General features: G+C 73.3%; 18 protein-coding genes. 4 read left to right on the forward strand and 14 right to left on the reverse strand.

Going from position 1 to position 21209, the window contains the following annotated elements; genetic code table 11:
- Window positions 1–2: 2 nt before the first annotated feature.
- Genes ACIP5M_RS34150 through argC form a run of 4 tightly spaced genes read right to left on the reverse strand, consistent with a single transcriptional unit; the run spans window position 3 to window position 4286 of the window.
- Window positions 3–1202 (reverse strand): acetylornithine transaminase, encoded by a 1200-nt coding sequence (locus ACIP5M_RS34150; protein ID WP_401204442.1) that lies wholly within the window; start codon window positions 1200–1202, stop codon window positions 3–5.
- Window positions 1199–2107, reverse strand: a complete 909-nt coding sequence (gene argB, locus ACIP5M_RS34155) for an acetylglutamate kinase (RefSeq protein ID WP_401204443.1) — start codon at window positions 2105–2107, stop codon at window positions 1199–1201. The genes ACIP5M_RS34150 and argB overlap by 4 nt, the downstream gene beginning before the upstream one ends.
- Window positions 2104–3261 (reverse strand): bifunctional glutamate N-acetyltransferase/amino-acid acetyltransferase ArgJ, encoded by a 1158-nt coding sequence (gene argJ, locus ACIP5M_RS34160; protein WP_401204446.1) that lies wholly within the window; start codon window positions 3259–3261, stop codon window positions 2104–2106. Before argJ ends, argB begins: the two co-directional genes overlap by 4 nt.
- Window positions 3258–4286, reverse strand: a complete 1029-nt coding sequence (argC, locus tag ACIP5M_RS34165; RefSeq protein ID WP_401204450.1) for an N-acetyl-gamma-glutamyl-phosphate reductase — start codon at window positions 4284–4286, stop codon at window positions 3258–3260. The genes argJ and argC overlap by 4 nt, the downstream gene beginning before the upstream one ends.
- A 519-nt stretch (window positions 4287–4805) precedes the next feature.
- On the opposite strand from argC, the gene ACIP5M_RS34170 reads away from it, so the two are divergent.
- On the forward strand, window positions 4806–6077 hold the full coding sequence (locus ACIP5M_RS34170) for an FAD-binding oxidoreductase (RefSeq protein ID WP_401204618.1): 1272 nt from the start codon (window positions 4806–4808) through the stop codon (window positions 6075–6077).
- A gap of 55 nt (window positions 6078–6132) precedes the next feature.
- On the opposite strand, the gene ACIP5M_RS34175 is transcribed toward ACIP5M_RS34170, so the two are convergent.
- From ACIP5M_RS34175 to ACIP5M_RS34190, 4 genes are all read right to left on the reverse strand, one after another.
- Window positions 6133–7017, reverse strand: coding sequence for a DUF4436 family protein (locus ACIP5M_RS34175; protein WP_401204453.1), 885 nt, complete (start codon window positions 7015–7017; stop codon window positions 6133–6135).
- Between the two features lie 405 nt (window positions 7018–7422).
- On the reverse strand, window positions 7423–8169 hold the full coding sequence (locus ACIP5M_RS34180) for an N-acetyltransferase (RefSeq protein ID WP_401204456.1): 747 nt from the start codon (window positions 8167–8169) through the stop codon (window positions 7423–7425).
- Window positions 8170–8211: 42 nt separating this feature from the next.
- The gene (locus ACIP5M_RS34185; RefSeq protein WP_401204459.1) at window positions 8212–8787 is read right to left on the reverse strand and encodes a histidine phosphatase family protein; all 576 of its coding nucleotides are present in this window, start codon (window positions 8785–8787) and stop codon (window positions 8212–8214) included.
- Window positions 8788–8818: 31 nt separating this feature from the next.
- On the reverse strand, window positions 8819–10264 hold the full coding sequence (locus ACIP5M_RS34190) for a PLP-dependent aminotransferase family protein (RefSeq protein WP_401204462.1): 1446 nt from the start codon (window positions 10262–10264) through the stop codon (window positions 8819–8821).
- Between ACIP5M_RS34190 and ACIP5M_RS34195 the strand changes: the two genes are divergently transcribed.
- Complete coding sequence (locus ACIP5M_RS34195; protein WP_401204465.1) at window positions 10263–11210, forward strand: DMT family transporter; 948 nt, start codon at window positions 10263–10265, stop codon at window positions 11208–11210. The genes ACIP5M_RS34190 and ACIP5M_RS34195 overlap by 2 nt on opposite strands.
- Window positions 11211–11267: 57 nt before the next feature.
- The gene (locus tag ACIP5M_RS34200; protein WP_401204467.1) at window positions 11268–11471 is read left to right on the forward strand and encodes a DUF1918 domain-containing protein; all 204 of its coding nucleotides are present in this window, start codon (window positions 11268–11270) and stop codon (window positions 11469–11471) included.
- A 1-nt stretch (window position 11472) separates the two neighbouring features.
- Here the strand turns inward: ACIP5M_RS34200 and ACIP5M_RS34205 are convergent, their stop codons facing one another.
- Window positions 11473–12747 (reverse strand): glycoside hydrolase family 10 protein, encoded by a 1275-nt coding sequence (locus ACIP5M_RS34205; RefSeq protein ID WP_401204469.1) that lies wholly within the window; start codon window positions 12745–12747, stop codon window positions 11473–11475.
- A 155-nt stretch (window positions 12748–12902) separates the two neighbouring features.
- Here ACIP5M_RS34205 and ACIP5M_RS34210 point away from each other — a divergent pair, with 155 nt between their 5' ends.
- Entirely contained in the window at window positions 12903–13805 is a 903-nt protein-coding gene (locus ACIP5M_RS34210) for a 3-hydroxybutyryl-CoA dehydrogenase (RefSeq protein WP_401204472.1), read from the forward strand.
- Window positions 13806–13822: 17 nt separating this feature from the next.
- On the opposite strand, the gene ACIP5M_RS34215 is transcribed toward ACIP5M_RS34210, so the two are convergent.
- The 5 genes from ACIP5M_RS34215 to pheS form a co-directional block, all read right to left on the reverse strand.
- A complete protein-coding gene (locus ACIP5M_RS34215) occupies window positions 13823–14344 on the reverse strand; it encodes an NUDIX hydrolase (protein WP_401204621.1) in 522 nt (173 codons plus the stop codon).
- Window positions 14345–14406: 62 nt separating this feature from the next.
- Window positions 14407–15747, reverse strand: a complete 1341-nt coding sequence (locus ACIP5M_RS34220) for a transcriptional regulator (RefSeq protein WP_401204474.1) — start codon at window positions 15745–15747, stop codon at window positions 14407–14409.
- 338 nt (window positions 15748–16085) lie between these two features.
- The gene (locus ACIP5M_RS34225; protein ID WP_401204477.1) at window positions 16086–17357 is read right to left on the reverse strand and encodes a PP2C family protein-serine/threonine phosphatase; all 1272 of its coding nucleotides are present in this window, start codon (window positions 17355–17357) and stop codon (window positions 16086–16088) included.
- A 143-nt stretch (window positions 17358–17500) separates the two neighbouring features.
- A complete protein-coding gene (gene pheT / locus ACIP5M_RS34230) occupies window positions 17501–20029 on the reverse strand; it encodes a phenylalanine--tRNA ligase subunit beta (RefSeq protein WP_401204479.1) in 2529 nt (842 codons plus the stop codon).
- A complete protein-coding gene (gene pheS / locus ACIP5M_RS34235; RefSeq protein WP_401204481.1) occupies window positions 20029–21156 on the reverse strand; it encodes a phenylalanine--tRNA ligase subunit alpha in 1128 nt (375 codons plus the stop codon). The genes pheT and pheS overlap by 1 nt, the downstream gene beginning before the upstream one ends.
- Window positions 21157–21209 lie beyond the last annotated feature (53 nt).

Genomic DNA, 21209 nt, shown 5'->3' on the forward strand with positions numbered 1-21209 from the left:
TCTCATTCTCCGGATCGGTCCCCGTTGGCTGCGTCGAGGATGCCGGGCAGGGCCCGGAGGAACGCGTCCACCTCGTCCTCGGACAGTACGTAAGGCGGCATGAGCCGTACGACGTCGGGGGCGGGCGCGTTGACCAGGAAGCCGGCTTCCTGAGCCGCCTGCTGCACCTGGGGCGCGAGGGGCTCGGTCAGCACGATACCCAGCAGCAGACCGGCGCCGCGGACGTGGGAGACCAGCCGATGGCCGGAACCTTCGATTCCGGCGCGCAGCCGCTCGCCGCGCGCCTTGACCCGGTCGAGCAGGCCGTCGGTGGCGATGGTGTCGATGACGGCCAGGCCGGCCGCGCAGGCGACCGGGTTCCCGCCGAAGGTGGTGCCGTGCTGGCCGGGCTGGAGCAGGTCGGCGGCCGGTCCGAAGGCGGCGACGGCACCGATCGGCAGGCCACCGCCGAGCCCCTTGGCGAGGGTGACGAGGTCGGGCTCCACGCCCTCGTGGGCCTGGTGCTCGAACCACTGGCCGCAGCGCCCGATGCCGGTCTGTACCTCGTCGAGGACGAGCAGCGCGCCCTTGGCCCGGGTGATCTCGCGGGCGGCCGTCAGGTATCCGGCGGGCGGGACGACGACGCCGTTCTCGCCCTGGATCGGCTCGATGATCACGAACGCCGTCTCCTCGGTGACGGCGGCCCGCAGGGCCTCGACGTCTCCGTACGGGACGTGGGTGACGGCACCGGGCAGGGGCAGGAAGGGGTCCTGCTTCTTCGGCTGGCCGGTGAGCGCGAGGGCGCCCATCGTCCGGCCGTGGAAACCGCCGGCGGTGGACACCATGTGGCTCCGTCCCGTCAGCCGGCCGATCTTGAAGGCGGCTTCGACGGCCTCGGCGCCGGAGTTGCAGAAGAAGACCTTGCCGGGGCGGCCGAAGAGCTGGAGCAGCCGCTCGCCGAGCGCGACGACCGGCTCGGAGGCGAAGAGGTTGGAGACGTGGCCGAGCCGGGCGATCTGGCCGGACACGGCCTCGACGATCGCCGGGTGGGCGTGGCCGAGGGCGTTGACCGCGATGCCGCCGACGAAGTCGGTGTACTGCCTGCCGTCGGCGTCCCAGACCTGGGCGCCGTCGCCGCGCACGAGGGCCAGCGCCGGGGTCCCGTAATTGTTGGTGAGCGCGCCCTGCCAGCGGGCGCGGTACTCCTCGTTGCCGGTGGTCACCGGGGGTCCCCTCCCTGTGCGTCGGGCACGACCATCGTGCCGATTCCCTCGTCCGTGAAGATCTCCAGCAGGATCGAGTGCTGGACCCGCCCGTCGATCACGCGGGCGGTGCTGACGCCGCCGCGCACGGCGTGCAGGCAGCCCTGCATCTTGGGCACCATGCCGCTGGACAGCTCCGGCAGCAGCTTCTCCAGCTCGCTGACGGTGAGCCGGCTGATGACCTCGTCACTGTTGGGCCAGTCCGCGTAGAGGCCCTCGACGTCGGTGAGGACCATCAGCGTCTCGGCGCCGAGCGCGGCGGCGAGCGCCGCGGCCGCCGTGTCGGCGTTGACGTTGTAGACGTGGTGGTCGTCGGCGCTGCGCGCGATGGAGGAGATGACCGGGATCCGGCCGTCCGCCAGCAGCGCCTCGATCGCGCCGGTGTCTATGGCGGTGATCTCGCCGACCCGCCCGATGTCGACGAGCTCGCCGTCGATCTCGGGGACGTGCCGGATGGCGGTGATGGTGTGCGCGTCCTCGCCGGTCATGCCGACGGCCAGGGGCCCGTGCCGGTTGAGCAGGCCGACCAGCTCGCGCTGGACCTGGCCCGCCAGCACCATCCGTACGACGTCCATGGCCTCCGGGGTGGTGACGCGCAGGCCGGCCTTGAACTCGCTGACCAGGCCCTGCTTGTCGAGCTGGGCGTTGATCTGGGGTCCGCCGCCGTGCACGACGACGGGCTTGAGGCCGGCCTGGCGCAGGAAGGCCACGTCCTGGGCGAAGGCGGCCTTCAGGTCCTCGTCGATCATGGCGTTGCCGCCGAACTTGATGACGATGATCTTGCCGTTGTGGCGGGTGAGCCAGGGCAGGGCCTCGATGAGGATCTCGGCCTTGGGCAGCGCGGTGTGCTTCCGTGCGGTGCTCATGAGCTGTAGGCGCTGTTCTCGTGGACGTACTCGGCGGTGAGGTCGTTGGCCCAGATGACCGCGGATTCGCTGCCGGTGGCCAGGTCGGCGGTGATGCGGACCTCGCGGTCCTTCATGCTCACCAGGTCGCGGTCCTCGCCGACCGAACCGTTCTTGCAGACCCAGACGCCGTTGATGGCGACGTTGAGGCGGTCCGGGTCGAAGGCGGCCTTGGTGGTGCCGATCGCGGAGAGCACCCGGCCCCAGTTCGGGTCCTCGCCGTGGATGGCGCACTTGAGCAGGTTGTTGCGGGCGATGGACCGGCCGACCTCGACGGCGTCGTCCTCGCTGGCCGCGCCGATCACCTCGATGCGGATGTCCTTGCTGGCGCCCTCGGCATCGCCGATCAGCTGGCGGGCCAGGTCGTCGCAGACGGTCCGTACGGCCTGCGCGAACTCCTCGTACGCCGGCACCTGGCCGGAGGCCCCGGAGGCCAGCAGCAGCACCGTGTCGTTGGTGGACATGCAGCCGTCGGAGTCCACCCGGTCGAAGGTGGTGCGGGTGGCGGCGCGCAGCGCCCGGTCGAGGGTGGAGCTGTCCAGGTCGGCGTCCGTGGTGAGGACGACGAGCATGGTGGCCAGGCCGGGGGCGAGCATGCCCGCGCCCTTGGCCATGCCGCCGACGGTCCAGCCGCCCTGCGAGACGGTGGCCGTCTTGTGCACGGTGTCGGTGGTCTTGATGGCGATGGCGGCGGCCTCGCCGCCGTCCGCGGACAGGGCGGCTGCGGCGGTCTCGATGCCGGGCAGCAGCTTGTCCATGGGGAGCAGGACGCCGATCAGGCCGGTGGAGGCGACCGCGATCTCACCGGCGTTGAACTCGCCGCCGAGGGTGGCGGCGACCTTCTCGGCGGTGGCGTGGGTGTCCTGGAAGCCCTTGGGGCCGGTGCAGGCGTTGGCACCGCCGGAGTTCAGGACGACCGCGCTGACGGTGCCGCCGCGCAGGACCTGCTCGGACCAGTGCACGGGGGCGGCCTTGACGCGGTTGGAGGTGAAGACGCCCGCGGCGGCCAGACGCGGCCCGTTGTTGACCACGAGGGCCAGGTCGGGGTTGCCGTTTGCCTTGATTCCGGCGGCGATGCCCGCCGCCGTGAATCCCTGTGCTGCCGTGACGCTCACGGTGCCACTCCGATCGTGGAAAGCCCGAGCTGCTCGGGGAGCCCGAGGGCGATGTTCATGCTCTGCACCGCGCCGCCGGCGGTGCCCTTGGTCAGGTTGTCGATGGCGCTGATGGCGATGATCCGCTGGGCGGACTCGTCGTGGGCGACCTGGACCTGGACGGCGTTGGAACCCTGCACGGACTTCGTGGTCGGCCACCGGCCCTCGGGGAGGAGCTGGACGAAGGGCTCCTCGGCGTAGGCCTTCTCGTAGGCGGCGCGGAGGGATTCCGCGGTGGTGCCGGGGAGGGCCTTGGCGGAGCAGGTGGCGAGGATGCCGCGCGCCATGGGCACGAGGTTGGCGGTGAAGGAGACGGACACCCGCTCCCCGGCCAGGGGGGTCAGGTTCTGCACCATCTCGGGGGTGTGCCGGTGCACGCCGCCCACGCCGTACGGAGTGACCGTGCCCATCACCTCGGAGCCGAGCAGGTGCGTCTTCATCGCCTTGCCGGCGCCGGAGGTGCCGGTGGCGGCGACGATCACGGCCTCGGGCTCGGCGAGCCGTGCCTGGTAGGCGGGGAACAGCGCGAGCGAAACGGCGGTGGGGAAGCAGCCGGGTACGGCGACGCGCTTGGCTCCCGCGAGGGCGGCGCGGCCGCCGGGGAGCTCGGGAAGGCCGTAGGGCCAGGTGCCGGCGTGAACGCCGCCGTAGAACTTGTCCCAGTCGGCCGAGTCCTTGAGCCGGTGGTCGGCGCCCATGTCGATGACGAGGACGTCCTCGCCGAGCTGGGCGGCCACGGCGGCGGACTGGCCGTGCGGGAGCGCGAGGAAGACGACATCATGACCGGCGAGGACCTCGGGCGTGGTCGCCTCCAGGGTCCGTCCCGCGAGCGGCCCGAGGTGCGGCTGCAGGTTGCCGAAGAGCTCTCCGGCGTTGGAGTGGCCGGTCAGCGCGCCGATCTCGACCTCGGGGTGGGAGAGCAGCAGGCGCAGGACTTCACCGCCCGCGTATCCGCTCGCTCCGGCCACCGCTACACGTACCACCATCGGACCCTCCTCCTCGATGGCATGACTATACGTAGGCGCGCACGTTTATGCAAAGCACTTGTCCGGCCATTGATCACGGGATGGCCGGGACGTGGCGCTCCATGGGGATGAGTGCTGGAGTGGACGGAGCCGAGCGTTGCGCTTGACGGGGCCCCGGTCGAGCGGGGCCGGCCGAGTCGCCCCGGGGATCTTGTGTTCGGTTTCCGGCTCATCTAACCTCCCGGGGTCGCTTCTCCATTCACCGGGACAACCGAAGGCGCTCCGCCCGAAACCCCATCACCGGGAACCGGAGCCACCGTGACCAGCAACGATGCCCTGACGCCCGCCAGCCCGTCCACGGGGCGCCCCGAAGCTCCGAACACTGCCGCGAGCGTGCCGGTCCGTCCCTCACGCGACATCGTCGGGGCCTTGCGATCTGCGCTCGGTTCGGCGGTGCATGCGCCCGGAGCCGCGGGGTACCGCGATGCCCTGGCGAAGGTCTTCTTCCCCGAGGCGGCCCGTCGACGACCTGCGTGTGTCGTGGCGCCCCGCACGGTCGACGATGTTGCGGCCGTGATGAGGGTCGCGACGGCTGCCGGAGTGCAGGTGACGGTGCGTGGCGGCGGCCTGAGCTCGAACTGTGTCGCCGAGGGGGCCGTCATGCTGGACCTCTCGGAAAACCTGAACGCCGCCCGTCGCGACGCGGACCACGTGGTCGTCGGCGGTGGGGCAACCATGGCCACCATGCTCGAAGTCCTCTCCCCGGCACGTCGGGCGGTGCCGGTCGGCGTCGTCGGCCACGCCGGCCTGGGGATGGCCACCCGAGGGGGCATCGGCCATCTGACGAGGTCCCTGGGGCTCACCCTCGATCACCTCGTCGGAGTCGAGCTCGTGCTCCCCTCCGGCGACGTCGTCCACCTCTCGGACAGGAGTTCGGGCGAGGAAGCCGACCTGTGGTGGGCGGTGCGGGGCAGCGCGCCGGCCCTCGGGGTGGTCACCTCCGCGGTGTTCCGGACCCACGAGACCGGCCCGGTCTGGGTCGACCGGGCGGTGGTGGGACTGGATGCTCTCGCCTCCTATTTTCGGGTTGCTCCCGAGCTCGCGCGAGACACCACCATGAGCGCGGTCCTCGGCCACACGCCCCTCTCGCCCGACGAGCCGGTCCTGTTCCTCTACACCGCGTGCGCGAGCGGGGACGACAGCGCCATCGGGCGGGCCAGGTCGGCGGTCTCCGCCGTGGTCGCGGGCGCGGGCTCGTCGCCGCTCCATCGTTCGGAGACCTCCGGTCGTTATCCGGCCGAGCTGCCCGAGTTCGCCATCCCCGGTGCCGACGGCGCCGAACCCGAACCGATCCGGATGCCCCGGCCGGGGGACGGTCCGCGTGGTTCGTTCTTCGGCAAGGCGGTCTTCACCGGTCCCACTCTCGACGCCGCGGTCGCCGGCGCCATCGCGGACCGGATCCGCACCGCACCCACGCGGGCGTGCCGGATCGACTTCCAGCACACCGGCGGGGCCCTGGCCGACGTCGACGACAACGCCACCGCGTTCTGGGGCAGAACCGCCGAATGGAGCGTCCCGGTGAACGCGATCTGGGGGGACGGGGACGACGAGGAGGCCTGCCGGACGTGGGCCCGCGACACGCTGCGGGCACTGGCCCCGCACACCGTCGGGGTCTACAACGTCGAACTGCGACCGGGCTTCCCCGAGTACGAGGCCGAGGTGCGGGCTGCCTACGGTGGCGGCCTGGCTCGCCTCCAGGCGCTTCGACACCGCTACGACCCCACGGGCGTGCTCCCGCCGCTGCTCCCGTGAAAGCCCGCAAGCGAGCGCCACGTCAGCAGGGCGGGGACGGGGGCCGGGGGGCCGGTCAGGAGGTGTCGTCCCGGTGGAGGGCGGAGCGGACGCCGGTGATGACCACGGCGATCAGGCAGAGGGCGATGACGGTCTCGGCCCACAGGAAGGCGATCCAGTCCATGGCGCAGCCGATCGGCGGTGTGCCGGGGGCGGTGTTGCGGAACGCCGAGAGAGCGAAGAGGGTGGCGGCCATCCAGGCGAGGGCGGGCCAGACCAGCCCCTCGCCGCGGGTCGTCAGGTACCAGGCCCCCATGAGCACGGACGCCGCCAGCGCCCACATCACGACCATCATGAAGACGGCGAAGACGAGCAGGCTGCCCGAGCGGTGCAGCCCCAGCGCCATGACGACGGTCCCCTGCCGGGAGGGCGTGGGGGTGGCGGAGACCGAGAAGAGCACGTCGTGGTTGGAGAACAGCACCCGCACCGGCACCTCCTTGCCCCCCACCACCGCCCCGAACCCGATGTCCGTCTCGTAGGTGTCGAACGGGTAGTCGCTGATGGATCCGCCCGTGAGCGCGACCTGCACGTCCTTGGTCGCGAGCCGCTCGTGCGCCTTGAACGCCAGATCCCCGAGGGTCGCCGATGAGGTCAGGAGGCTGAGATCGGCCACCGGGGCGGTCCCGTCCTCCTCGCCGAGGGCCCCGCGCGGCGTGACCCGGACCCGCAGGACCAGCTCTCTGGCCGCGGCGTCGACGCTCTGGACGTGGGCCTCCACGTCCACCCGGTCGGCGGCCGCCGATCCGACCGTGTGGACCGTGTCGATCGTCTGCCGTTCCTTCCACTGCAGCCACGACCCCACGGTCACCGCCACCACGATCAGGACCGCGATGGGAAGCAGGACCGGCAGGATCGACGCCCCGGAGCGGCGCGGGCGGGGCGGGGTCCAGGGTGGGGCCATGGTGACTCCGACTCGGTGGAAGGGCAGCGACTCGTCCGGCCCGGCGCCCGGAGCGGATCTCGCGCCCGCGCGGCGCGGCCCGCCGGAGCCGGGTGCGCCCGTCGCGGGCGGCCGTCTTCTCCGGGACGCGGGGCGGTGGCCGCAGTGCGATCCTCCTCGACCGGGCGGGCGATCCACCGCATCCGGGCGGGTGTGTCGGCGCCGCCCGGGGGCCCGCGCCCGGTGCGTTCGCCGGCAGCGGCGGATGCGCGGACCACGGCGTTCGGCCACCCGGGTCAATGCGCCGGGGACCGTGACGCTGCAGGCTGCGCGACGCGGAGCACGACCGCGTCGTCCGGTACCGCGCCGTCCGCGCGCCACAGCGTCAGGTCGAACGGTGCTGCCGCCCCTCCCCGGCTCGGCTCCTCAGAGCGGGTGGCGGACCCATACGTTGGGTTCGACGTAGACCGCGTAGCCCTGTTCCGGGTCGCAGTGGACCGGGGTCAGGGCGCCCGGGACGCGGACCGGGCCCGGGGCGGCGAACGGGAGGCCGGTCCATTCGCGCCATTCGGCGAGCGAGGCGGTGATCGTCATCGAGAGCGGCGCCACCGAGTCGATCACCCCGCCGGCGCGGACGTGGACGCGCAGCCACGGGTCGTGCGGGAGGCCGTCCCCGCGGGTGCGGTACGCGTACTCGTGGATGGAGGCGTCCGGCTCGGCCGGTTTTCCGCTGGGGCGGACCGGCGCCACGACCTCGGTGAAGCCGCGGGCCCGGGCGTTGTCCCGCAGGGCGGCGAGCATCCGCCCGGACAGGCCCTCGCCCTGCCGGTCGGTGGCGACGCTGATCTCGATCGCGCTCACCGTGTCGGGCCGCACCCCGCGCCGCAGGTCGGAGAAGGCCCACATCAGGACCCGGTCCCAGCCCTGCGCGGGCAGCACCCCGGCGCGACCCGGCGCGTGCTGCGCGAAGGGAACGCTGAAGCCCCGCGCGACCACCGTGTCCCCGTCCGTGGCGATCAGCACGTACTCCGGCAGCTCGGCCACCATCCGCGGATAGAGCAGCCAGGCCAGCGCGTCGTGCTCGGCGAACGCCGGCCACGAGTCCTTCATGTCCCAGAGCCGGCCCGCCAGTTCGGGCCGCTCTGCGAGGGTGGTGATGAGAATGCCGGTCATGATCGCAGGCTAGGTGTGGTGTTGCCCGCGAACCAGCCGTTTTTACACCGGGGCCTGCAGGGAGAGGTGCCAGCGCCCGGACCAGCCCGTCAGGGTCATCGTCGACAGCGGCCGGACGTCGACGTTCCAGTAGGTGAGCGGTGGTGCCTGCAGGGCGTAGACCAGGGCCGCCCGGACCACGGAGGGTTCCGCCACCGCCACGATCGCGCCCCCGTCGTCGGCGGGCCGGGTGTCGAGCCAGGCACCGATCCGGGAGATGAAGGCGAGCAGGGACTCGCCGCCGTGCGGGGCGGCGCGCGGATCGGTGAGCCACAGGTCGACCGCGCCCGGCTCGTGCGCCGTGACCTCGGCCAGGGTCAGCCCCCGCCAGCGGCCCATGTCGCAGTCGCGGAGCGCGGGCTGGGCCAGGGGCGCGTACCCGAGGGCCTGGCCGGTGGCCCGGCTGCGCGGGGTGGGCGAGCAGTAGCGCAGCTCGGCCGCGCCGAGCGGTACGAGTCCGCGCGCGGCGGACTCCACCGCCCGCCACCCCGCGCCGTCGAGCGGCCGGTCGTCGTCGAAGCGCTCGGCGAGCAGCGAGGAACTACGGGCGGCGGCGACGAGCGAAACCCGAACGTGCATGCGGCGATGGTGAGCCGCAGGGCGCACGGGGTCAAGCGTCTGGACCGACCCCGCCCGCCAGGCCGGCCCGCAGCCGCTGGACCGCCTCGACCAGCTCGCCCGGGCCCGACACCCCGGCGAAGCTCATCCGGACGTACGGCCCCGGCGGTTCCGCGCAGAAGTAGGGCCGGCCGGCTGCGACGGCGACCCCGGCGCGCAGGGCCTCGGCCGCGAAGGCGGTGTCGTCCACCCCGGCGGCCGGCCGCACCCACAACTGGTAGCTGCCGGACGGCAGGTGGGGCAGTTCCAGGGCGGGCAGCTCGCGCCGCAGGGCCCCCGCGAGCACGTCGCGCCGGTGGCGCAGTTCGGCGGCCACGGTGCGCAGGTGGCGCGGCCAGGAGGGTGCGCCGACCAGTTCCAGGGCAGCCTCCTGGAGCGGCCGGGACACGAAGAAGGTGTCCACGACCTGGATGGCGCGCAGCCGGTCCAGCACCGGGCCGCGGGCGGCCAGGGCGCCCACCCGCAGGCTGGGCGAGGTGGCCTTGGTGAGCGAGCGGACGTGCACCACGACTCCGTCGGGGTCCTCGGCGGCCAGGGTCGCGGGCAGCGGCCCGGCGTCCTCGTGGGCCAGCGACCGGGCGTAGTCGTCCTCGACCACGAAGGCCCCGGCGGCCCGGGCGATCCGCAGCACCTCGGCCCGCCGCGCGGGAGCCAGCACCGCCCCGGTCGGGTTCTGGAACAAGGGCTGGCAGACAAAGACCCGTGCCCCGGTCGCTTCGAAGGCGGCGGCGAGCAGCTCCGGCCGGACGCCCTCGGCATCCACCGGGACCGGCACGGGCCGGCATCCGGAGGCGCGGGCGATGGCCAGCAGCCCGGGGTAGGTCGGCGACTCCACCAGGATCGGCGCCCCGGGCGGCGCGAGCGCCCGCAGGGCGGTGGCCAGGGCGCTCTGTCCGCCCGCGGTGATCAGCACGTCGGCGGCCGCGACGGCGCCGCCGATCTCCCGCGCGAACCAGTCGCGCAGCTCGGGCAGCCCCTCCATGGGCGGCCGGTCCCAGGCTCCGGGGCGCCGCCCGGCGCGGGCCAGGGCGGCGGCCATGGCCCGCTCGGGCTGGATGGAGGGGTGCAGGTAGCCGCTGTTGAGCCCGATCACCCCGGCCGGCGGTGCTGCGAGGCAGACGAGGACCCCGGAGGCGTCCACGGACCGCGGGACCACCTCGCCGGCGCCCTCCGCGCTGAGGGCGACCTCCTGCCAGGAGGTGTCGCCGGAGGCGGGGGCGGAGGTCCGGGGCCGGGCGCGGAACACCCCGGCGCCGGGCCGGGTGACCACGAGGCCTTCGGCGGCGAGCTGCGCGAGGGCCCGGGAGACGGTGACGGGGCTGACGCGGTAGCGCTCGACCAGGGCCCTGCTCGAGGGGAGCTTTCCACCCACTGAGTAGCGGTTGAGTTCGGACCTCAGGGATTCTGCCAGCTCGGCCACACTGCTACGCTCGTACATGACAGCACAGAATAGCGCTACTCTCCCCACCTCGCTAGCGGTTGGCGGTTCCACGACCGGCACCGCAACCGGCACCGGCACGGGAACCGCGCCCCGGACCCGGGGCACCCTCCTCGCCGCCCTCGGCGTCGTCGCGTTCTCGCTGACCTTCCCCTCCACCGCCTGGGGCCTGGAGAGCTTCGGTCCCTGGTCGCTCGTCGCGCTGCGCAGCGTCCTCGCGGCCCTGATCGCCGGCGGCTTCCTGCTGGCCCTGCGGGTGCCGCTGCCGGCCCGCGAGCACTGGGCGGGTCTGGCTGTCGTCGCCGCCGGCGTGGTCGTCGGCTTCCCGCTGCTCACCACCCTCGCGCTGACGACCTCCACCACCTCGCACGCCGCCGTCGTGGTCGGCCTGCTCCCGCTGACCACGGCCGCGCTGTCCGCCCTGCGCACGGGAGCCCGGCCCTCGCGCCGGTTCTGGGCCGCGGCCCTCGCCGGGGCGGCCGTGGTCCTCGCCTTCACCGTCGCGCAGAGCGGCGGCTCCCTCTCGGCGGGGGACGCCTACCTCTTCGCCGCCCTGCTGGTGTGCGCCGCCGGCTACACCGAGGGCGGACGCCTGGCCCGGGTGCTGCCGGGCTGGCAGGTGATCGGCTGGGCGCTGGTGCTGTGCCTGCCGCTCAGCCTCACGGGCTCCGCGCTCGGGCTCGCGTACGAGCCGGTGCACCTGACCGGCCACGGGCTGGCCGGCCTGGTGTGGGCGGCGGCCGGCTCCACCTTCCTCGGCCTGTACGTCTGGTACCGCGGCATGGCCGAGATCGGCGCCCCTCGGGCCAGCCAGCTCCAGCTCGCCCAGCCGCTGCTGACCCTGGTGTGGTCGGTGGCCCTGCTCGGCGAGCACCTGTCCCCCGCCGCACCGGCGGCCGCCTGCGCCGTCCTCATCTGCATCGCCGTGACCCAACGGGTCAAATAGCGGTAGAACGACCTAAACTGCTAGCACCGGATCGGACCGCCACCGAGGAGGTCAGTTATGCGCGCGACCGAAGGCGACCAGCTGGTGCAGCACGGCAGGATCGTCGGACAGCACGACAAGGTGGGTGAGATCACCCAGGTGCTGGGCGAAAACGGGACTCCCCCGTACCGGGTCCGCTTCCAGGACGGCCACGAGGCCCTGATGGCTCCGGGACCCGACTGCACGGTCCGCCACCCCGGTGAGCCCGGACAGGAGCACTGACTCAGCGCGGGGCAACGACCGAGCCGTAGTGGTCGGCGACGACCCTGGCCATCGCCCCGTTGGGGTCCGCGGCCACCTGCTTCGCGGAGAAGTAGGAATGGCCGCGGACCTCCCGGTACTGGCGGGCGAACCGCACGTGCCGCGACAGCTCCGCCGGATCGCGCCAGGCCGCGGTCGGGCTGTCCGCGTCGCAGCGGTACAGCGCCTCCCCCACGTACAGGTCCACGCCCGTGCCGGCGACGGTCCGCGCCCACCACGGGACGACGTCGGCGTAGTCGGCGGTCGGGTGCCCGATGTGCCAGTAGGCCTGCGGCACGATGTAGTCGATCCAGCCCTCGGTCACCCACTTGCGGGTGTCCGCGTACAGGTCGTCGTACGTTCCGAGGCCCGCCCGCGTGGGCGAGCCGCTCGGGTCGCGGTCGGAGTTGCGCCAGACGGCGAACGGGCTGACCCCGAACCGGGCCGCGGGCCGGACCGTGCGCAGCCGTTCCGACATCTCGCGGACCAGGGTGTCGGTGTTGTGGCGCCGCCAGTCGGCGCGTGACGGGAAATCGGCCCCGTACTCCTCGAAGGCCTCGTCGTCGTCGAAGTCCTCGCCCTCCACCGGGTACGGGTAGAAGTAGTCGTCCCAGTGCACCCCGTCCACCGGGTAGCGCGAGACGGCGTCGAGCATGGCCTCCTGGACGAAGAGCCGCACCTCGGGCAGGCCGGGGTTGTAGAAGAGCTTCCCGCCGTACTCGACCGCCCAGTCGGGGTTGCGCCGGACCGGGTGCTCGGGCGCCAGCAGGTCGGGATCGGTGTGGTTGGCCACCCGGTACGGGTTGAACCAGGCGTGCAGTTCCAGCCCGCGGGCGTGCGCTTCGGCGACGGCCGTACCGAGCGGGTCCCAGCCGGGATCCACCCCCTGCTCCCCCGTCAGCCACTGCGACCAGGGCTCCAGCCGCGAGGGCCACAGCGCGTCGGCCGCCGGCCGGACCTGGAGGATCACCACGTTGAGCCGGCGCCGTACCGCGCTGTCGAGGAGGCCGATCAGTTCCGCGCGCTGCGCCTGCGCGGACAGTCCGCTCTCGGAGGGCCAGTCGACGTTGGAGACAGTGGCGATCCACATGCCGCGGAACTCGGGGGCGGCCGCCCCCCGGAAGGGCCCGGGCGCGTCCCCGTCCCCGGCCGGCCCGGGCCGCTGCGCCGCCCGCGCCGGGCCCGCTCCGCCCGCCGTGAACGCGGCCAGCGCCCCCGCCGCGCCCGCCAGCAGGCCCCGTCGTCCGATCTGCGCCATGTGACGCCTCCGTTCCGTTGCGTGACATTGCTCTCGATGCGCCCAGCATGCCCGCCCCGGCCCGCCACCGAGGTCAAGGTCGGGGGTAACGTCGGGGGGCGTGGCGGGCGCCGGAACGCAGTTACCACTGAACAGGCCCGGGGGACCCGCGATGGATGAGCAGCGAAAGGCACGAAGTGACGGACCTCTCTACCCTCCCGACCGACATCGCCCGCGTCGGCGTAGTGGGCTGCGGCCAGATGGGCGCGGGCATCGCGGAGGTGTGCGCCCGCAGCGGCCTTGAGGTGAAGGTCGCCGAGACCACGGGCGAGGCCCTGGAGATCGGTCGCACCCGGCTGCACAACTCCCTGACGAAGGCCGCCGAACGCGGCAAGATCACGGAGGAGGAGCGGGACGCCACCCTGGCCCGCCTCAGCTTCACCACCGACCTCGGCGAGTTCGCCGACCGCGACCTCGTCATCGAGGCGGTCGTCGAGAACGAGCAGGTCAAGACGGAGATCTTCCAGGTCCTCGACCAGGTGATCACCCGCCCGGACGCGATCCTCGCCTCCAACACCTCCTCGATCCCGCTGGTCAAGCTGGCCGTCGCGACCTCACGCCCGGACCAGGTCATCGGCATCCACTTCTTCAACCCCGCGCCGGTGCAGAAGCTGGTCGAGCTGATCCCGGCGCTGACCACGGGCGACGAGACGGTCAAGCGGGCCGAGGCCCTGGTGCGGGACGTGCTGGGCAAGCACGCGGTCCGCGCCCAGGACCGTTCCGGCTTCGTGGTCAACGCCCTCCTGGTCCCGTACCTGCTCTCGGCGATCCGGATGTTCGAGTCCGGCATCGCGAGCCGCGAGGACATCGACAACGGGATGGAGCTGGGCTGCGCCCACCCGATGGGCCCGCTCAAGCTGTCCGACCTGATCGGCCTCGACACGATCGTCTCGATCGCCGATTCGATGTACGCCGAGTACAAGGAGCCGCTGTACGCCGCCCCGCCGCTGCTCCAGCGGATGGTCGACGCGGGCCGCCTCGGCCGCAAGACGGGCTCGGGCTTCTACCCGTACGGCTGACGGCGCGGGCCGTCGGCCTACCCGAGCCGCAGGTGATGCAGCAGGAGCAGCCCGGCCGCCATGTTGGCGGCCGGGATCTCCCCGCGCGCGATCATGTCCGGTACGAGTTTCAGCGGGACCCATTCACGGCGTGAGGACTCGAAGTCGTCCTCGGGGTGACCGGTGTAGGTCGCTCCCTCCGCCCAGTAGAGGTGGTGGCGGGCGTCGGTCAGCCCGTTGGACGGCTCCACGGTCATCAGGTGGTGGAGCGGGCCGGGCCGCCAGCCCGACTCCTCCTCCATCTCCCGCGCGGCGGCCGCCTCGACGGACTCCCCGTCCTCGACGACCCCGGCGGGCAGTTCCCAGCCCCAGCTGCCGGTGATGAAGCGGTGCCGCCACAGCAGCAGCACCTCGTTGGCCTCGTTGACGGCCGTGGCGACGGCGACCGGGCGCAGCCGGATCACGAAGTGGTCCAGGTGCCGGCCGTCGGGGAGTTCCACGTCGGCGAGATTCACGTCGAACCAGCGGTTCTTGTACACGGTCTGCTCACTCAGGTTCATCCACTGCACGGCTGTGCCACCTTCCGATCGGATTGGTGGCAACATGGCAGCAGTTGGAGGGGTCACAGGGGAACGCGCAAAGCCCCGTCGATGAGCCGGGCGGTTTCCTCCGCGCCCGAACAACCGCTGGTCAGCAACTGTTCGCGGACCGCCCTCAGCCGGTCGCGCAGACGCAGCGACTCCATCCCCTTGGCCCGCTCGGCCATTTCGGCCGCGGCCGCCACCGCCCGGTCCGCCTCGCCCTGGCGCAACTGGATCTCGCACAGCATCGCGAGGCGGTGCACCCGGCCGCGGTCGTGCGCGGGGGTTCCGACGGCGGCCGTCGCCTGCTCGTGGGCCGCCGCGAGGTCCCCGAGGCTGAGCAGCGCCTCGGCGACCTGCACGTTGACGAGCCCTGGCTGTACGTAGCCGGTCTCGTCCGGTTCGGCGCCCGGATGGATCCGCTCGGCGGCCTCCTCGGCGTGCCGGATGCAGGCCAGCGCGGCGCCCGCGTCGCCTAGTTGGGCGTACGCCTTGGCCTGCATGGCGTACAGGTCGGCGGCCAGGGCCGGGGTGGTGTGCCGGCCGGCGGCACGCAGGGCGGCCTCGGCGAAGGCGACGGCCTGGCGGTACTCGCGCAGGTGCAGGGACTGGTTCACGATCAGCGCGATGACGTACGCCCCGAGCCCGCGGTCCCCGCTCGCCTTGGCCAGCCGCAGGGCCTGGTGGAAGTAGCGCTGGGCCAGCCCGTGGGCGTCGGAGTCGTACGCGCAGATCCCCGCCACCGCCACGAGGGACCCGGTGGCCCGGTGCAGCTTGCGCCCGAGCGCGTCCGAGTAGCTCCCGCGCAGCATGGGGGCCGTCTCGCTGCCGAGGAAGCGCACGATCCGGTCCCGGGTGGCGACCCCGCCGGCCCGGCGGTACATCAGCTCGTAGTGGGCCCTGGCCGCCCGCAGGATCTCGATGTGCTCGGGCCCGATCCTGTCGGGGCCCTCACGGGAGACGTCCGCGTCCTCGGGCGGGTTCTCCCACTCCCAGACGGGGATGACCGCGGGCGTCCCGGTGACCGCCTGCGCGGTGAGCAGCTGGGGCCGGGCCTGCCCGTCACAACGCCACAGGGCGGCGGCCCGGTCGACGAAACCGCTGAGCGGCGAGGCATGCGGGGACACGGGCAGGCCGGGCACGCCGAGTCCGATGTCGTCCAGCCCCAGCGGCCGGCGCAGCCGGCCCCCGAGCACCTCGCAGATCAGGTCGGGGACCTGGCCGCGGGGGCGCTGGCCCTTCAACCACCGGGCGACGGCGGTGTGTTCGTAGCGCAGGGCGAGTCCGCGGCTGCGGCCCGCCTGGTTCACGTAGGCGGCGAGTCCGGCGTGTGACATGCCCGCCTCGGCGAGGAGGGCATCGAGCAGGACATTGGGCTGCATGGGCCGCTCCAAGGGCTCGTCGGTCTCAGGCTAGTGGGTGCGCGGTTCACACGGGGTGTGAACCCAGTACGCGCATAAATGCGCTGCGCACTCTGCCGCCGGGGGCCTCGCGAGCGCTTCACTTAAGGGCCTCGCCAAGAGGCAGCTCGGGTCGTCGGCTCCCCCTCGTACAGTGCGACGACCCGTCACCGCGCCGCCCGTTCTGCTGTCTGCCCGACACTCCACGGCAGGCGGGCGGCGCGTTCCGGCTCCGCCGGGGCCCGGTTGGTCGCCGGGCCCCGGCAGGAGCCGGTCTTCGCGACGCGCGCCGCGTCCGCCCACCGGGCGTGGGGCGCCGTTCAGGGCCGGTCGTCGTGGAGCCGGTCGGGGCGCAGCCGGTCCCGGCGGAGCACGAGAAGGGCCACGTCGTCGGTGAGCCGCCCCCCGGTGTGCCGGAGCAGCGCCGCGTGCACGCCCGCCACCAGCCGCGCGGGCGTGAGCGGTGCCTCTGCGAGGACGCTCGGCAGGGGGAAGAACGCACCGGCGGCGTCGCGGGCCTCCTCGGCGCCGTCGGTGTGCAGGAACAGCGTCTCCCCGGGCCGCAGTTCCCCTACGGGATGGGGGTGGAGATCCGCCGGGAGCGGGAGCACTCCGAGTGGGGGCATGGTGTCGCCGTCGAGGGCGTACACGCCGCTGAGCCGCTGCGCGGGGCCTCCCCCACCCCGCCCCTTCCCGAAACCGGGCTCCGCCCGGACCCGAGAGGCTGTCGGCCGCGGCGCCGTTGCGGGGGCTCCGCCCCCGAGCCCCCGCGCCTCAAACGCCGGCGGGGCTGAAATTGCCGCTGCGCGGCAATCCAGCCCGTCGGGCGGCACCTTCCGGCCCGGCTCAGCCACATCCAGCCTCGCCGGCGTTTGAGGCGCGGGGTCTGGGACGGAGCCCCAGCTGCGCGCAGCGCAGGACTCCGGGGTCCCGGGCGGCCGCAGCAGGTAGGGCCAGGGATGGCCGCAGTTCAGCGCGAGCAGGGTGCCGTCCGGGGCGATCTGGAGGAGCAGCACCGTCACGAACTCCTCCGCCGCAGGCGACTGCGGCTCGGAAGGGCAGGCCGACGGATGTTCCGTCCGGGCCCGGTCACGGACGTGGCGGCCCAGCGCCCGTTCCATCCGCCGCAGCACGCCGTCCAGCGAAGGCTCGTCGTACGCCGCTTCGCGGAACGCACCCAGGACGGCCGCCGCCGCGCCCAGCGCCGGCAGTCCGTGGCCCCGTACGTCCCCGATGACCGCCCGCACCCCGTAGACCGTCGGCACGGCCTCGTACAGGTCTCCGCCGACCACCGCGCCCCGGCTCGCGGACAGTTGGGCCGCAGCCAGCGTCAGGCCCTCGATCCGGCCCGGCAGCGGCCGCAGCAGCGCCCGCTGCGCCGCGCCCGCGATCTCCTGCGAGCGCCGCAGCTCGCCCAGCAGTCCGCGCCGGATGTGCAGGGCGCACCCGGTGGCCAGGAGCAGGAAGGCCGCGCAGGTCGCCAGGCTCGGCACCAGCCGGCCGGGGGTGGCCAGTTCCCAGGACACCGCGGCGCCGCCCCAGGCCAGCACGCACACCCGGCGTACCCGGGGCATCTCCCCTCGCGTGAACATCCGTAGGACTCCCCTCCGGCCCCCACGATTGTTGCGACCGGTTCGCAGCCCGGACACGGGTGACCGGCGTTCTCACCCGAATGAGTGAGGGGCTGCACCCGGTGGTCCGGGTGCAGCCCCTCAACTGGCCTTGCTCGGGTGCGCTACGCGCCCCGGAGCACCGCCCCGGTCCGCTCGCCCGCCAGGGCCACCGCCGCGTCGCGCGCGGCCGTGGACTCCTCGGCGGTCAGCGTGCGGTCGGGCGCGCGGAAGCGCAGGGCGTACGCCAGGGACTTCTTGCCCTCGCCGACCTGCTCGCCGGTGAACACGTCGAACAGCCGCAGGGACTCCAGCAGTTCGCCCGCGCCCTTGCGCAGCGCCGCCTCGACGGAAGCCGCCGGGACCGACGCGTCCACGATCAGCGCGACGTCCTGGGTCGCCACCGGGAAGGAGGAGATCCGGGGCGCCTGCACGGCCTCGCCGCCGGCCGCCGCGAGGCGGTCCAGGTCGAGCTCCATCGCGCTGGTGCGGGCCGGCAGGCCCAGCGCCTTGACGACGCGCGGGTGCAGCTCACCGGCGTGGCCGATGACCTGCTCGACGCCGTCGAGGGTGACGACCAGTTCGGCGCAGCGGCCCGGGTGCCACGGGCCGTACTGGCCCTGGCGCACCACGAGCTCGGTGCCGGCCTCGGCGGCCAGCGAGCGGGCGGCCTGGATCGCGTCGGCCCAGTCGGCCGGGCGGCCCTTGCCCCACCAGCCGGCCTGCTCGCGGGCACCGGCCAGCACGACCGCGGCGTACCGCGGCTGCGCGGGCAGGGCCGCGTTCAGGGTGGCGATCTCCTCGTCCGTGGGACGCCGGTCGACGGGCAGCCGTACGGCGACACCCGGCTCCGCGGCGGCCCGGAAGACCGAACCGGTCTCGAAGAGCGCGAGGTCGTGGCTGCCCCGGCTGTCGTTGCGCCGCAGCGCGCCGAGCAGGCCCGGCAGCAGCGTGGTGCGCAGCGCCGGCTCCTCGTCGGAGATCGGGTTGACCAGCTTGACGACCTGGCGGCTCGCGTCGTGGGCGGGCAGCTGGAGCTGGTCGAAGACGCCCTCGCCGATGAACGGGTAGTTCAGCGCCTCGACGTAGCCGGCGCCGGCGAGGGCGCGGCCGACCCGGCGGTGCAGCTGCTGCCGGGGGGTGAGACCGCGGCCGGAGGGCACCTGCGGGAGGGTCGACGGGAGGTTCCCGTAGCCCTCCAGCCGGATGACCTCCTCGGCGAGGTCGTTGGGCGCGGCGAGGTCGGGCCGCCACGACGGGACGGTGACGACGAGCTCGTCCTGGCCGTAGACGTCGCAGCCGATCTCCTGCAGGCGGCGCACGACGGTCTCGCGGCCGTAGTCCATGCCCGCCACGCGGTCGGGGTGGTCCGCGGCCATCGCGATGGTGCGCGGGGCGCCCGGGGCGACGACCTCGGTGACCCCGGCCTCGGCGGTGCCGCCGGCCAGGAGCACGAGCAGGTCGACGGTCCGCTGCGCGGCCGCGGCGGCGGCCTGCGGGTCGACGCCCCGCTCGAAGCGCTTGGAGGCCTCGGAGGAGAGCTTCATGCGGCGGGCGGTGCGCGAGATCGACACGGAGTCGAAGTGCGCCGCCTCGATGACCACTTCGGTGGTCCCGGTGACGGCGCCCGTCTCCGGGTCGGTCACCGAGTCGGCGATCTCGGTGTTGGCGCCGCCCATGACACCGGCGAGCCCGATCGGGCCGCTGTTGTCGGTGATCACCAGGTCCTCGGCGTCGAGCGTGCGCTTGACCCCGTCGAGGGTGGTGAACTTCTCGCCCTGCTCGGCGCGGCGGACACCGATGGTGCCGTCGATGCTGGAGCGGTCGTAGGCGTGCAGCGGCTGGCCGAGCTCCAGCATCACGTAGTTGGTGATGTCGACGGCGAGCGAGATCGGGCGCATGCCCGCCTTCTGGAGGCGGCGGGTGAGCCAGATCGGGGAGCGCGCCTCGGGGTCGAGGCCGGTCACCGTGCGGGCGGTGAAGCGGTCGCAGCCGGCCGGGTCGTCGATCTCGACCGGGTAGCCGTACGAGTTCGGCGCGGGCACGTCGAGCAGCGCGGGGTCGCGCAGCGGCAGGCCGTAGGCGGTCGCCGCCTCGCGGGCGACACCGCGCATGGACATGCAGTAGCCGCGGTCCGGGGTGATGTCGATGTCGAGGACCTCGTCGACGAGCTGGAGCAGCTCGATCGCGTCGGTGCCGACCTCGTGCTCCGGCGGCAGCACGATGATGCCGTGCGTGCCGTCGTCGCCCATGCCCAGCTCTTCACCGGAGCAGATCATGCCGTGGGAGGTCTTGCCGTACGTCTTGCGCGAGGCGATCGCGAAGTCGCCGGGCAGGACGGCGCCGGGCAGGACCACGACGACCTTGTCGCCGACGGAGAAGTTCCGTGCGCCGCAGACGATCTCCTGCGGTTCGCCGGTGCCGTTGGCCTGGCCGACGTCGACCGTGCAGAAGCGGATCGGCTTGCGGAAGCCCTCGAGCTCCTCGATGGTCAGCACCTGGCCGACGACGAGGGGGCCCTTGAGCCCGGCGCCGAGCTGTTCGACGGTCTCGACCTCGAGGCCGGCGTCGACGAGCTTGGCCGCCACGTCGCGGCCGGTTTCACCCGCGGGGAGGTCGACGTACTCCCGCAGCCAGGAAAGCGGGACGCGCATCAGATCTCACTCCCGAACGGCCGGGTGAAACGCACGTCACCCTCGACCATGTCTCGCATGTCTTCAACGTTGTGACGGAACATCAGCATCCGCTCGATGCCGAAGCCGAAGGCGAACCCGCTGTACTTCTCCGGGTCCACGCCGCAGGCGGTCAGCACCTTGGGGTTGACCATGCCGCAGCCGCCCAGCTCGATCCAGCCCTCGCTGGAGCAGGTACGGCACGGGCGGTCGGGGTTGCCCACCGACTCGCCGCGGCACACGTAGCACTGCATGTCCATCTCGGCGGACGGCTCGGTGAAGGGGAAGAAGTGCGGGCGCAGGCGGGTGGTGGTGCCCTCGCCGAAGAGCTCCTGGACCATGTGGTCCATCGTGCCCTTGAGGTCCGCCATGGTCAGGCCCTCGTCCACGGCGAGCAGCTCGACCTGGTGGAAGACCGGGGTGTGCGTCGCGTCGAGCTCGTCGGTGCGGTACACGCGGCCCGGGCAGACGATGTAGACGGGGGGCTTGCGCTCCAGCAGCGAGCGCGCCTGCACCGGGGAGGTGTGGGTGCGCAGCACGACGCCGGACTCGTCGCCCTCGGTGCCTTCCGGCCCCCGGACGAAAAAGGTGTCCTGCATCTGGCGCGCCGGGTGGTCGGGCGTGAAGTTGAGGGCGTCGAAGTTGAACCACTCCGCCTCGACCTCGGGGCCCTCCGCCACCTCGTAGCCCATGGCCACGAAGATGTCCGCGATGCGGTCCATCAGCGTGGTCAGCGGGTGCCGGGCGCCGGCGGGGACGCGGTCGTAGGGCAGCGTGACGTCCACCGCCTCCTCGACCAGCACCCGCTCGTCGCGCTCCGCCTCGAGCTCGACCGTGCGGGCCCCGAAGGCCTTGTTCACGGCGCCCCGGGCCTGGCCCACGCGCTTGCCCGCCTCGGCCTTAGCCTGCGGGGGCAGCGCGCCGATCTCGCGGTTGGCGAGCGCCAGGGGCGAGCGGTCGCCCATGTGCGCGGTCTTCGCCTCACGCAGCGCGTCGAGGTCGCCGGCGGAGGCGAAGGCGGCGAGCGCCTCGTCCCGCATGCGCTCGATCTCTTCCGGTTTCAGTGCCTCGACCTCGACAGGGTCGTACGACTTGTTCGGTGCCGACATCTCTTCCCGTACTTCCGATGGCTGGCTGGTGGTCCCCGTACGGCGCGATCAGA

The organism is Streptomyces sp. NPDC088762 (assembly GCF_044750905.1).
GTDB lineage: Bacteria > Actinomycetota > Actinomycetes > Streptomycetales > Streptomycetaceae > Streptomyces.